The sequence below is a fragment of the Streptococcus sp. HMSC076C09 genome (assembly GCF_001837905.1).
Lineage (GTDB): Bacteria > Bacillota > Bacilli > Lactobacillales > Streptococcaceae > Streptococcus > Streptococcus parasanguinis_I.
This window is the reverse complement of sequence record NZ_KV834622.1, coordinates 18,833-31,442: the sequence shown is the minus strand read 5'-3', so window position 1 is coordinate 31,442 and position 12,610 is coordinate 18,833. Positions and strand designations below refer to the sequence as shown.

Sequence of the window (12,610 nt, the reverse complement as noted above, 5' to 3'; positions counted from 1 at the left end):
CTAATTTTATGGTAGGAATTCATAGAACAAATCTAAAAAAAGAGGTATTCATATGTATCCAGATGACAGTTTAACCTTGCATACTGATTTATACCAAATCAACATGATGCAGGTCTATTTTGATCAAGGTATCCACAATAAACATGCTGTATTTGAAGTGTATTTTCGTCAACAGCCTTTTAAAAACGGCTATGCTGTATTTGCTGGCTTAGAGCGAATTGTGAAATATTTGGAAAACTTGCGTTTTTCTGAGAGCGATATTGCCTATTTAGAGTCACTTGGTTATCATGGAGCCTTCTTGGAATATCTCCGTGATCTTAAGTTGGAACTGACAGTACGCTCGGCTCAAGAAGGTGACTTAGTTTTTGCCAATGAACCAATTGTCCAGGTCGAAGGCCCTCTGGCTCAGTGTCAATTGGTGGAAACAGCCCTCTTAAATATCGTCAACTTTCAAACCTTAATAGCCACAAAGGCTGCACGCATTCGTTCGGTCATTGAAGATGAGCCCTTAATGGAATTTGGGACACGCCGCGCGCAAGAAATGGATGCTGCGATTTGGGGAACTCGTGCGGCAGTCATCGGAGGTGCTAATGGGACTAGTAATGTTCGGGCAGGAAAACTCTTTGGAATCCCTGTTTTAGGAACCCATGCCCATTCTCTTGTACAGGTATATGGAAATGACTACCAAGCCTTTAAGGCCTACGCGGAAACCCATAAAGATTGTGTCTTCCTCGTAGATACCTATGATACCCTTCGTATTGGGGTGCCAGCAGCTATTCAGGTAGCGCGTGAAATGGGAGAGAAGATCAATTTCTTAGGCGTTCGGATTGATTCAGGAGATATTGCCTATATTTCTAAAAAAGTTCGCCAGCAATTAGATGAGGCTGGGTTTACAAATGCTAAAATCTACGCTTCTAACGACTTGGATGAAAATACCATCCTCAACTTAAAAATGCAAAAAGCCAAAATTGATGTTTGGGGTGTGGGAACCAAGCTCATTACAGCTTATGATCAACCAGCACTTGGGGCGGTATACAAAATTGTTTCTGTTGAAAACGAAGCAGGAGAGATGATCAATACCATCAAGCTTTCTAATAATGCAGAGAAAGTTTCTACTCCAGGTAAAAAGCAAGTCTGGCGGATTACGAGTCGTGAAAAAGGTAAGTCAGAAGGGGACTACATTACTTATGATGGAGTAGATGTTTCTCAACTGACAGAACTTAAAATGTTCCATCCGACTTATACCTACATCAATAAAACGGTCCGAAACTTTGAGGCTATTCCTCTTTTAGTGGATATTTTTAAAGAGGGGCAATTGGTTTATCAACTACCACCATTATCAGAAATTCAAGAATATGCTCGTAAAAATTACGATCAATTGTGGGATGAATACAAGCGTGTCCTTAATCCACAGCATTACCCAGTTGACTTGGCAAAAGATATTTGGCAGGATAAGATGGATCTAATCGAGGAAATGCGTAACAAGGCCAATGGAGAAGGAGAAGCAAAATGAGTTTGCAAGAAGAGATTATCCAACAATTGGGTGTCAAGCCTAGCATTGATCCTCAGGAAGAGATTCGCCGCTCGGTTGATTTCTTAAAAAGATATCTAAAAAAACATCCCTTCTTGAAAACATTTGTATTAGGGATCTCAGGAGGACAAGATTCGACTCTTGCTGGGCGATTAGCTCAATTAGCCATGGAAGAAATGCGCTCAGAGACAGGAGATGCCTCCTATCAATTTATTGCTGTTCGCCTTCCTTATGGGGTACAGACAGATGAAGAAGATGCTCAAAAAGCTTTGACCTTTATCCAGCCAGATGTCAGCCTAGTCGTTAACATCAAGGAATCAGTTGATGCCATGGAACGCGCTGTCGAAGCAACAGGAACGGATATCTCCGACTTCAACAAGGGCAATATCAAGGCTCGCAGTCGCATGATTGCTCAGTATGCTTTAGCAGGTGCGCGGAGTGGAGCCGTTATTGGGACGGACCATGCAGCGGAAAATATTACAGGTTTCTTCACAAAATTTGGAGATGGTGGTGCAGATATTTTACCCCTTTTCCGTTTGAACAAGCGCCAAGGAAAACAATTGCTTAAAGCCTTGGGAGCTGATCCTGCTCTCTATGAGAAAATCCCAACTGCAGATTTGGAAGAAGAAAAACCAGGAATAGCAGACGAAGTAGCGCTGGGTGTCACCTATAATGAAATCGATGATTACCTAGAAGGCAAACAAGTGAGCCCAGAAGCTCAAGCCACTATTGAAAAATGGTGGTACAAAGGCCAACACAAACGCCACCTGCCAATCACAGTATTTGATCATTTCTGGGAGTAAAAAGGTCCACTGGACCTTTTTAGCCCGAGTCTTAAAATAGGAAAACGAGACAGAAATCGGTAACTCGCAGAGTTCGATTTCGTAGTCTCACCATACAATATTGTGAAAAGCATCAAAAAGAAGGGCGATTTCATCCGTCCTTTTCTTCTAGATTAAAGTAACCAACTTGCAACGTTCAAGTTGCATGAAAAAATGAAGGGAGACAATCTATGAATCATCTTGGAAGTCTTGTCATAGAGACAGAGCATTTATACTTGAGGCCTTTCGTTTTGGAAGATGCACCAGCGATGTTTGAAAATTGGGCTTCGGATCCTGAAACCCTGAAATATGTCACTTGGGATGCCCATGCATCTACTGAGAGAACCAGAGAATCGATCAAAAGATGGATCGAACAGTATCGTAAACCAGATACTTATAAATGGGCGCTTTGTTTGAAAACATCACTGGATCAGGTAATTGGAGATATTAGTGTGGTTTCTCAAGACCAGGAAAGTCAATCATGCGAGCTAGGTTATATCCTTGGCAAGAAATTCTGGGGGCGGGGATTCATGACAGAAGCCGTCATAGCTGTTTTGGATTTCTTATTGAACAAAGTCGGATTTAAAGAAATCAAAGCCACTTATGTCAGTTTAAATCCTGCTTCAGGGAAAGTCATGGAAAAGGCAGGAATGCAGTATGTAGAAACCATCCCTCATGCCATTCAACGCAAAGGATATTGCGGGGATAAAATCATCTATTCTAAACAGAATCCCTCTCTATAGGGTGATTTTTACTTGAAGATTCTGCTCAAAGGATTATAATAGTAAATAATGAAAAAAGGAGATTGCTATGTCAGAATTAACGAAAGAATTTACAGACCAGCTCTATGCTAATTATGAAGCAAATGTGAAATATGCGGCTCTTGAAAATGCTGTTACCCACAATGGGATCCATGCATCGCTTGAAACGCGCAAGAGTGCAGTAGAAAATACACCAGTTTTTTCACTTGATTTGACCAAGGATAAGGTGACAAACCAAAAAGCATCTGGACGTTGTTGGATGTTTGCGGCTTTAAATACCTTCCGTCACAAGATGATTTCAAGCTTCCAATTGGAGGATTTTGAATTGTCTCAAGCACATACTTTCTTTTGGGATAAGTATGAAAAATCAAACTGGTTTTTGGAGCAAGTGATTGCTACAGCAGATCAAGAATTGACCAGCCGTAAGGTGGCTTTTCTCCTACAAACCCCACAACAAGATGGTGGTCAATGGGATATGGTGGTATCCCTCTTTGAGAAATACGGAGTGGTTCCAAAATCAGTTTATCCGGAATCGATTTCTTCAAGTAATAGCCGGGAATTGAACACCTACCTCAATAAACTCTTGCGTCAAGATGCGCAAATCTTGCGTGACTTGATTCACTCAGGCGCAGATAGTGAGGCAGTTGCGAGCAAGAAACAAGCGTTGTTGCAAGAAATCTTTAACTTCTTGGCTATGTCTTTAGGATTGCCTCCGCGTGAATTTGACTTTTCATACCGTGATAAGGACAACCAATTCCATACCGAAAGTGGCTTAACTCCACAAAGCTTCTACAAAAAATATGTAGACCTTCAATTAGACGATTACGTCTCCATTATCAATGCCCCAACTACAGATAAGCCATATGGAAAATCTTACACCGTAGATATGCTGGGCAATGTGGTTGGTAGCCGTCCAGTCCGCTACCTAAATGTTCCAATGGATCGATTGAAAGAATTAGCCATTGCTCAAATGAAAGCAGGAGAAACTGTCTGGTTTGGTTCAGATGTAGGCCAAGTCAGCAACCGTAAAGCCGGAATCCTGGCAACAGATGTCTACGATTTTGAAGCAGGCATGGACATTCATTTGACACAAGACAAGGCGGGTCGCTTGGACTATGCAGAAAGTCTCATGACACACGCTATGGTCTTGACAGGGGTTGATTTAGACGAAGCAGGTCAGCCTCGTAAATGGAAGGTTGAAAATTCATGGGGAGACAAGGTCGGTACAGATGGTTACTTTGTGGCTTCTGATGCTTGGATGGATGAATATACCTATCAAATCGTGGTTCGTAAAGAATTCCTAACAGCAGACGAATTAGCAGCCTATGAAGCAGAACCAATTGTCCTAGCACCGTGGGATCCAATGGGAGCTTTAGCAAAATAATGATATAGAAAAGAGCCGAAAGGCTCTTTTCAGATTGAAGACAAAATATCTTAAAAACTTTCCTTAGGTGAGTACGGACGTCAGCGAACTTCTTTAAAGTTCCATGACTAATTATTGAGTCTAAGGTCTCAATAATTCCGAGTGCCTGAAATAATAACGTTTCAAGCACTTTTCTCACAGCGGAAAGTTTCAGTATTTTCTTAAATCGATTTAAATATTGGAACTCAATTTTGTTTTTTGCAGAATCACTTAACTTATTTTGCTTTAAAATAGTTTGTCTACATTCTAATAAGAGCCGAAAGGCTCTTTTTTTTATATACTCAAAAATAAAAAAGCTGGGAAGTCTAACTAAATAAATCAGATTTTATTCGTTCTGGTTTTTTAACCATTGTTTTAAAAAAAGCCGGGCAAAAGCCCGACTTCTCTGTTATATTATTCGTTATGATTGTTAGATTCTTGTGAAGAAGGCTCAGATGGTTTAGATTGATTTTCTTCGTTCGAAGAGCTAGACGATGGTTCTTCATACGAATACTGATCAGTGGAATAACTTGGCTCATAGTAGTAGTTATTGTAGTTGTTCTTACCATTGTTTAAGTAGAGATAAGAACCACTTCGATACAGTCCACTTGGTTGCGTCCAATCCGTATGACCAGAGTTATTATTATTAGCAAGATAGAGCATCATTTGACGGTAGACATCCGTTGCGACCTGTATTCCATTATCCAATACTGGTGTAAAGCGATTGGAATAACCCGTCCAGACGGCCATAGCATATTCAGGTGTGTATCCTACGAATAATTCATCTGGTGTCACAATACTTGAATAACCTGTATTTTTTGTTAACTTATTGACCTCGTTATCATCATAGTTTGATGTACCAGTCTTACCAGCTTGGTAGATTCCCGAAATGGCAGCATTTGTACCGGTACCAGACAAGAGAACTGTCTTCATCATATCTGTCATCATGTAGGCAGTTGTTGCTTTCATTGCACGAGTTCCTTCGGACTCAAATTCCTTGGTTGTGCCATCACTAAAGACAACCCGACTAACATAGGATGGTTTGTAATAGGTACCGCCATTGGCAAAAGCAGCATAGGCAGCTGCCATTTTCTCACTGCTGGCTCCGTATTTGTTGCTAGAATCGCTAGTGTTACTCGAGATAGCGTTGGCGTAAACCATTTCTGGGTAATCGATCCCTAATCCATTGAGGAATTTCTTAGCTTGTTTAAGACCAACTTTTTCCAGGGCCTTCACCGCAGGCACGTTACGAGATTGTTGAATTGCGTAGGTAATGGACATGCTACCATAGTATGAACGGTCCCAGTTGTAGACAGGCGTTGATGAATGAGGGAAGTTGTATGGCGCATCTGTTGTAGTAGCTGCTGTAGAGGTATATTCCTCATGTTCAAGAGCTGGTGCGTAATCTGTGATTGGTTTCATTGATGAACCCCAGTCACGGTTCGTTTCAACCGCTTGGTTGGTACCGAAGGAAACGTTGCTAGATTGGTGACGAGAGCCAAGTTGTGCAATGACTTTACCAGTATTAACATCGATAACTGTTGAAGCTACTTGCAATTCATCATCTGGATAGTTGACATATTCATCTGTATTGTAGATATCCCATAGTTTCTTTTGAGCTTCTGTATCCACGTTTGTATAGACATCCATTCCGGTTGTCAACAAATTGTAGCCCGTTTCTTCTTCGACTTGCTCGATCACTTCTTTTAGGTAATTATCCATATAAGCTGGATAACTGCTTGAAGAGCTAAGACTTTGAAGACCATCTGTAACAGGTGTATTCACTGCCGCTTCGTATTGTTTATTGGAAATGGACTTCATATCGAGCATTTCTTTTAAAACTAAGTTTCGGCGTTGAAGTGCCGCTTCGGGATGAGAATAAGGATCGTATTGGTTCGGCGCTTGAGGCATCCCTGCTAGAAGCGCTACTTGAGGGAGCGATAGATCTTTTAGGTCTTTTCCATAATAGCTTTTTGCAGCTGTCTGCATTCCATAGTTCCCATTCGCCATAAATACTTTATTAACGTAATAGGTCAAGATTTCTTGTTTGGTTGCTTTCTTTTCCAACTGAGTTGCTAACCAAGCTTCTTGGATCTTACGAGAGAGGGTACGGTCAGAGGCTGAAGTGGAGAAATAGGTTAACTTGATCAATTGTTGCGTCAAGGTTGACCCACCTTGACTTCCTCCTCGCAAGTTGTGAAGGAAGGAACCGCCGATCCGAATAATATCGACCCCACGGTGATTGAAGAAACGGTGGTCTTCAATCGCTACGATAGCATTGACCAAATCAGTAGGGATTTCATTGGCTGTGACATTGATTCGTTTCTCAGCCCCCAAATCTGCGATCAAGTTATTTTGGTTGTCATAGATCTTACTAGATGTTGTTGCAACCAAATCTTTTTCAGACAAGGTTGGTGCTTTCATAGCATAGTAACCAAATATCAGTCCACCGAGGACAAATAAAAGTAAGAAAAATGAAATGGCTGCGATGGCAACATATTTCAACCATTGAATGACTGTTTGTTTATTCATTTAAATACCACCTAGAAGTTTCTGTTCGATAATATCAAGATAAGGAACGCTTGGAAGACGATTCTTATCTACTAGAAAGCCGTGCTCCTGAATATAGGAGAGGGGCATGGATTTACTACCATGATCGATGTTGTAATAGTGAATTAATGCAGGAGCAGGAAGTAAGTAGGTTTCACTCAACTTTGCAAAATGCAAGAGAACGAAACAGATACCGCCTTGCTGGACAACCGCCTCCATATGATCGATCTGATGTTGATGAAAATTTTTCATCGGCATGGATTGCTTTTGCTGTGTTTCCTTAGCTTCAAAATCGATATAGTGTCCCTTGTATACTCCAGAATAGTCCGTCGTTGAGGCTTGCCTGAAATAGGCTTCAACAATTTTTGCCCGACTGCGACGTGGATAATCCACTTTCACGATTTGAATCGGTGTTGGTTTTTTATGGATGACAGCTAGACCTCGAGAAAGATAGTATTGATTACTTTCATTGATCATTTTTTCAAATGTCATCCCACGATTCGCAAAGTCGATCGGATGTTTCTTTTGTGTAGAGACCAAGGTTTTTTTGGCTACTTTATGTGGATAGTTGACCATAGTTCTCCTTATTGGTACAATTACATCACTCTATTATATCATAAATTAGAATAATGAGGAAAAAATGAATACCATACTTGTTGCAGGTTATAAGAGTTTTGATGTGGGCGTCTTTTCCAATAAAGACCCTCGACTGACCATTATCAAAAAAGCCATTGAAAGAGATCTTCGTCGTTTATTTGAAGAAGGAGTGAAATGGCTGGTCTTTTCTGGTAATTTGGGATTTGAGGCTTGGGTACTAGAGGTCGCCTTTGCATTAAAAAAAGATTACGATTTTCAAATGGCGACGATCTTCCTATTTGAGAATGTTGGCGAAAATTGGAATGAAAGCAATCAGGAATTATTAGCACGCTTCAAACAGGTGGATTTTGTGAAATATGCCTATCCCCACTATAGCAATCCGGGTCAACTAAAAGAATACAATCAGTTTTTGATAGATAACGCGGATGGAGCTTATGTTTTTTATGATCCAGAAAATGAAACCAATTTAAAATATCTTTACAAAATGATGGTAGAAAAAGAACCATTTTATGTCAAACAATTAAGTTTTGATGACTTAAATGAACTTGCTGAAAATTTTTACGAAAACTAAGTGTTATACCTTGATTTTTCTTACCATTTTTTTATATAATTGAGATGATGAACTAGATTGGAGAGAGTAATGGCGAGTATTATTTTTACTGCGAAAGATATTTTTGATCAAGATTTCAAACGAGAAGTTCGTGGTTATAATAAAGATGAAGTAAATGAATTTTTGGATGATGTCATAAAAGACTATGAAACCTATGCTGCTTTGGTGAAAGAATTGCGTGAAGAAAACGCCCGCCTTCGTGAAGAACTTGCCCAAAAAGCACAGGAAACACCACAAACATCTCCGATTGCTAGCACTGCTACGCAAGAATTCCCGCAAGTGACAACAGCGACGAACTTTGATATTCTCAAACGTCTCAATCGTTTGGAAAAAGAAGTTTTTGGGAAACAGATCGTAGATCGCGATTATTAATCCCATAGATTGTGCAATTTTTGGATAATCGCGTGAGAGAATCCTCTCATGAGGAAAGTCCATGCTAGCACAGGCTGTGATGCCTGTAGTGTTTGTGCTAGGTGAATCCATAAGCCTAGGGACTTGGTATTCAAGTTACGGCGAGTGAAGGAGCTAAGTCTAAGGATAAGCTCTAGTAACTCTGAAAGTGCCACAGTGACGTAGTTTTTAGGGAAACCTAAAAAGTGGAACGAGGTAAACCCCTCAAGCTAGCAACCCAAACTTTGGTCGGGGCATGGAATGCGTGGAAACGAACATAGCATTCTGACTGGAAACAGTAGACAGATGATTATCGAAGGAAATGGTACCTAGTCATTTCTGGAACAAAACATGGCTTATAGAAAATTGCATATAGGTTGATGAGGTGGAGAGAGATCTCAACCTCCTTTTTTAAAGTGATAGGAATAAGATGAAAAAACAATTTGAATTGATTGCAACGGTCGCTGCTGGCTTAGAGGCTGTTGTTGGTCGAGAACTACGCGATCTCGGTTACGATTGCCAGGTTGAAAATGGACGGGTTCGATTTCAAGGAGACCGTCGAGCAATCATAGAAACCAACCTCTGGTTGCGCGCGGCTGATCGAGTGAAAATTGTGGTTGGGACTTTTCCAGCCAAAACCTTCGAAGAACTCTTTCAAGGTGTTTTTGCTTTGGATTGGGAAAATTATTTGCCTTTAGGAGCACGTTTTCCTATTTCTAAGGCTAAATGTGTCAAATCAAAGCTGCATAATGAACCTAGCGTTCAGGCCATTTCGAAAAAAGCAGTGGTTAAAAAGTTACAAAAACACTATGCCCGACCAGAAGGTGTTCCTCTCATGGAAAATGGGGCAGAGTTCAAGATCGAAGTATCGATCCTTAAAGATCAAGCCACTGTCTTGATTGATACCACTGGTAGTAGCCTCTTCAAACGTGGTTATCGGACTGAAAAAGGGGGAGCCCCTATTAAGGAAAATATGGCAGCAGCAATTCTTCTGTTGTCAAACTGGTATCCAGATAAACCCTTGATTGACCCGACATGTGGTTCTGGAACGTTTTGTATTGAGGCGGCAATGATTGCGAGAAATATGGCACCTGGTTTACGTCGGACCTTTTCTTTTGAAGAATGGAACTGGATGGATGATCGCTTGATTCATGAAGTCCGTCAAGAAGCAAGCAGAAAAATCAATCGCGAGATCGAATTGGATATTATGGGAACCGATATCGATGCACGGATGGTTGAGATTGCCAAAGAAAATGCCCAGAAAGCGAGCGTTAGCAGTGATATTACTTTCAAACAAATGCGAGTCCAAGATCTTCACTCAGATAAGATCAACGGGGTGATTATCTCCAATCCTCCATATGGAGAACGCTTATCCGATGATGAGGGTGTGACGAAATTGTATACTGAAATGGGGCACGTATTTGCACCTCTCAAAACCTGGAGTAAATTTATCTTAACCAGTGATGAAGGTTTTGAATCTAAATTCGGTAGTAAAGCAGATAAAAAACGAAAACTTTATAACGGAACCCTAAAAGTTGATCTCTACCAATATTTTGGGGAACGAGTAAAACGGCAGATTAAGGCATAGAAAGGATTTTTATGACAGAGAAGGATAAAAAGCCATTAGAGCAAGAAACAGAATCAATTTTAGAGTTTGAAGATGCTAAAGAGATGACGATTGGGCAGGCCAATCGAAAGGCAGAAGAAATCGAAGCAGGTGTCACTGAAGGTGATAATGTCTTAGACAAATACATCAAACAACACCGAGCAGAAATTGAAGCTGAAAAATACGATACAAAAATTTTGGCCAAAGAAGAATTGGCTAAAGCTGAAGAGTTGGCAGCTACAGAAACAGTTGCAGAAGTAGCTGAAGCAGTGGCGGCACCGGAAGTGACGGAAACGGTCTTGGAACAAAGGCCTGAAATGGATGCTATCTCAACAGAATTACCTGCTAAGATTAAATTTGGACCCACACCAACTGAACCAATTGTAGAAGCAGAGGAGCTTCCTGAGGAAACACCAAGCAATGCGGGTAAACGAATCAAAGCAGTTCTATACTCTGCATTAGGTCTAGCGATTGTCGGGTCAGCCATTTTTGTGACCTATAACTGGATGCACAGTCGTGGGAAATCTGGTGGTACAACTGTTGTATCGTCTTCATCTAGCAAGTCATCTTCTACTTCTAAATCAAGTAGCAGTGAAACACAAGCTCAAAAATTGGAAGAGTTTACCAAAGCCTACGATGCCTTTTTTGTAGATGAATCAAAAAGTTCTCTTAAAAATGATAAATTTGGAGACTTGGAAAATCTTAAAAAACTGCTGGACAAATTAGAAGGAAGCAGTGATTATAATGCGGCTAAAACAAAATATGAAGACCTTGTGAAGAAAGTTTCTGCTATTCAAAAAGTGAATTCTCAATTCAGTTCTCCAGTCATCAAAGATGGAGTTCTTGATGCAACTGCCAAAGCGAAAAGTGATGCGACCTTTGCAGAAACAAAGACAGGCAATGAAAAATTAGATAGCTTATTGAATGAAGCAGTTGCGCAAGGACGTTCACAACAAGTTGCGACACCGGCACCAGTGACTGGAACAGGAGGTACAGATACTTCTAATGCAACTCCAGTCCCAGCTCAAGCAGCAACGCCTACGGCCCCAGCTGTCAATGCTGCTACAGGTAGTGCAGGAACGGCAAACCCAGGCTATTCAGGGTACGGTCTTCCAAGCGATGGTGTCCCACTTCAGCGGAACTTGAGCCGTGTGCCGTATAATCAAGCGGCTATCAATGATGTGAATAACCCAGCTTGGATATTTGGTGATGGGATCCTTGAAAAAGTATTGAACATTGCTCGTAAACGTGGACATATCACTGGCAATCAATACATTTTAGAGCGTGTCAATATCATTAACGGTAATGGCTATTACAACCTCTTCAAACCAGATGGAACCTATCTCTTTAGTATCAATGCCAAAACTGGTTATTTCGTAGGAAACGGAAAAGGTCATTCAGATGCTCTGGATTATTAATGCTTGATCAGACATCCCCTTTTTGGGAAAAATGACAAAAAAAAGAGAGTGGGACAGAAATCGGTAATTCGTTAGAATTCGATTTCGTCGTCCCACCTCCGCACAGTTGAGTAGGGCTGTAAAAACTGATGAAATCAGCGTAGTAGAGTCCACTCAACCACTGCGTCTTGCTCGACAATCCAAAAATAATTGAGAGGCTAGGACTTTTGTCCCAGCCTCTTTTTCGTATTAAACAAGATGACGTTCAAATGGATCATCTGAGATTCCTTGATCTAGAATCAGGCGACACCATTCTTTGGCTGAGAAGAGGCTGTGGTCCTTGTAATTTCCACAAGACTCAATGGTTGTGCCTGGCACATCCTCCCAAGTGCTGACAGATGCAATTTCTTCTAAAGATTCTTTGATTACTTTAGCAATTTCCGTACTCGAATGCTGTCCCCACATGATCATATGAAAACCGGTGCGACATCCAAATGGGGAACAATCAATCATACCATCGATGCGTTTGCGAATAAGCATTGCAAGAAGGTGCTCGATCGTGTGGAGCCCTGCCGTTGGAATCGCATTTTCATTGGGTTGCACTAAACGAATATCAAAGTTGGAGATGATGTCTCCTTTGGGTCCAGTTTCTTCCCCAATCAAGCGTACATAGGGAGCCTTCACAGCCGTGTGGTCCAATTCAAAACTTTCAACAATTACTTCTTTTGTCATACTCAAATCCTTCTTTGTTTTTCTTGATTATAGCATAAAAAAGCAGATTCAACAAAGTGGAAATAAATGAATTCCTAACAGATGTTCCATGAAAGAAACGTGGATAAAAGAACAAGCGTTAAACAAAAATATAAAAGGTTTTTCCTGTTTTTTTAGATTGTTAATTTTAGTAATTTATGGTAAAATGAAAAAGAATTTTTAATTCAACTAATT

General features: G+C 40.7%; 11 protein-coding genes and 1 other RNA gene. 9 read left to right on the top strand and 3 right to left on the bottom strand.

Features of this window, described 5'->3' with window-relative positions; genetic code table 11:
• The first annotated feature begins 52 nt into the window (after positions 1-52).
• The 4 genes from HMPREF2704_RS02270 to pepC all read left to right on the top strand — a co-directional run bounded on the left by HMPREF2704_RS02270 (position 53) and on the right by pepC (position 4,497).
• Positions 53-1,513, top strand: a complete 1,461-nt coding sequence (locus HMPREF2704_RS02270) for a nicotinate phosphoribosyltransferase (protein WP_070845536.1) — start codon at positions 53-55, stop codon at positions 1,511-1,513.
• On the top strand, positions 1,510-2,334 hold the full coding sequence (gene nadE / locus HMPREF2704_RS02265; protein WP_031575281.1) for an ammonia-dependent NAD(+) synthetase: 825 nt from the start codon (positions 1,510-1,512) through the stop codon (positions 2,332-2,334). Before HMPREF2704_RS02270 ends, nadE begins: the two co-directional genes overlap by 4 nt.
• A gap of 209 nt (positions 2,335-2,543) precedes the next feature.
• Positions 2,544-3,095, top strand: a complete 552-nt coding sequence (locus tag HMPREF2704_RS02260; RefSeq protein ID WP_031575284.1) for a GNAT family N-acetyltransferase — start codon at positions 2,544-2,546, stop codon at positions 3,093-3,095.
• Between the two features lie 67 nt (positions 3,096-3,162).
• The gene (gene pepC, locus HMPREF2704_RS02255; RefSeq protein ID WP_009732326.1) at positions 3,163-4,497 is read left to right on the top strand and encodes an aminopeptidase C; all 1,335 of its coding nucleotides are present in this window, start codon (positions 3,163-3,165) and stop codon (positions 4,495-4,497) included.
• Between the two features lie 432 nt (positions 4,498-4,929).
• Here the strand turns inward: pepC and pbp1a are convergent, their stop codons facing one another.
• Both pbp1a and recU read right to left on the bottom strand, forming a co-directional pair.
• Positions 4,930-7,047: a penicillin-binding protein PBP1A gene (pbp1a, locus tag HMPREF2704_RS02250; RefSeq protein WP_070674522.1), complete on the bottom strand. Its 2,118-nt coding sequence runs from the start codon at positions 7,045-7,047 to the stop codon at positions 4,930-4,932.
• Complete coding sequence (gene recU, locus HMPREF2704_RS02245) at positions 7,048-7,641, bottom strand: Holliday junction resolvase RecU (protein ID WP_070674519.1); 594 nt, start codon at positions 7,639-7,641, stop codon at positions 7,048-7,050.
• A 64-nt stretch (positions 7,642-7,705) separates the two neighbouring features.
• Between recU and HMPREF2704_RS02240 the strand changes: the two genes are divergently transcribed.
• The 5 genes from HMPREF2704_RS02240 to HMPREF2704_RS02220 all read left to right on the top strand — a co-directional run bounded on the left by HMPREF2704_RS02240 (position 7,706) and on the right by HMPREF2704_RS02220 (position 11,686).
• Positions 7,706-8,233 carry an SLOG family protein gene (locus HMPREF2704_RS02240; protein WP_023920293.1) on the top strand — a complete coding sequence of 176 codons (528 nt, stop codon included), beginning with the start codon at positions 7,706-7,708 and terminating at the stop codon, positions 8,231-8,233.
• 69 nt (positions 8,234-8,302) lie between these two features.
• On the top strand, positions 8,303-8,644 hold the full coding sequence (gene gpsB, locus HMPREF2704_RS02235) for a cell division regulator GpsB (protein WP_003010351.1): 342 nt from the start codon (positions 8,303-8,305) through the stop codon (positions 8,642-8,644).
• A gap of 16 nt (positions 8,645-8,660) precedes the next feature.
• Positions 8,661-9,026: RNase P RNA component class B (gene rnpB / locus HMPREF2704_RS02230), an RNA gene on the top strand.
• A gap of 66 nt (positions 9,027-9,092) precedes the next feature.
• Entirely contained in the window at positions 9,093-10,250 is a 1,158-nt protein-coding gene (locus tag HMPREF2704_RS02225; protein ID WP_070674515.1) for a THUMP domain-containing class I SAM-dependent RNA methyltransferase, read from the top strand.
• Positions 10,251-10,261: 11 nt separating this feature from the next.
• A complete protein-coding gene (locus HMPREF2704_RS02220) occupies positions 10,262-11,686 on the top strand; it encodes a cell division site-positioning protein MapZ family protein (RefSeq protein WP_024055087.1) in 1,425 nt (474 codons plus the stop codon).
• Between the two features lie 228 nt (positions 11,687-11,914).
• Here the strand turns inward: HMPREF2704_RS02220 and HMPREF2704_RS02215 are convergent, their stop codons facing one another.
• Entirely contained in the window at positions 11,915-12,397 is a 483-nt protein-coding gene (locus HMPREF2704_RS02215) for an S-ribosylhomocysteine lyase (RefSeq protein WP_024054576.1), read from the bottom strand.
• Between the last annotated feature and the right edge of the window lie 213 nt (positions 12,398-12,610).

Excerpts from the sequence above, each read along its gene's own strand:
- HMPREF2704_RS02270 (WP_070845536.1), top strand. The coding sequence starts at position 53 with ATGTATCCAGATGACAGTTTAACCTTGCATACTGATTTATACCAAATC.
- nadE (WP_031575281.1), top strand. The coding sequence starts at position 1,510 with ATGAGTTTGCAAGAAGAGATTATCCAACAATTGGGTGTCAAGCCTAGC.
- HMPREF2704_RS02260 (WP_031575284.1), top strand. The coding sequence starts at position 2,544 with ATGAATCATCTTGGAAGTCTTGTCATAGAGACAGAGCATTTATACTTG.
- pepC (WP_009732326.1), top strand. The coding sequence starts at position 3,163 with ATGTCAGAATTAACGAAAGAATTTACAGACCAGCTCTATGCTAATTAT.
- pbp1a (WP_070674522.1), bottom strand. The coding sequence starts at position 7,047 with ATGAATAAACAAACAGTCATTCAATGGTTGAAATATGTTGCCATCGCA.
- recU (WP_070674519.1), bottom strand. The coding sequence starts at position 7,641 with ATGGTCAACTATCCACATAAAGTAGCCAAAAAAACCTTGGTCTCTACA.
- HMPREF2704_RS02240 (WP_023920293.1), top strand. The coding sequence starts at position 7,706 with ATGAATACCATACTTGTTGCAGGTTATAAGAGTTTTGATGTGGGCGTC.
- gpsB (WP_003010351.1), top strand. The coding sequence starts at position 8,303 with ATGGCGAGTATTATTTTTACTGCGAAAGATATTTTTGATCAAGATTTC.
- HMPREF2704_RS02225 (WP_070674515.1), top strand. The coding sequence starts at position 9,093 with ATGAAAAAACAATTTGAATTGATTGCAACGGTCGCTGCTGGCTTAGAG.
- HMPREF2704_RS02220 (WP_024055087.1), top strand. The coding sequence starts at position 10,262 with ATGACAGAGAAGGATAAAAAGCCATTAGAGCAAGAAACAGAATCAATT.
- HMPREF2704_RS02215 (WP_024054576.1), bottom strand. The coding sequence starts at position 12,397 with ATGACAAAAGAAGTAATTGTTGAAAGTTTTGAATTGGACCACACGGCT.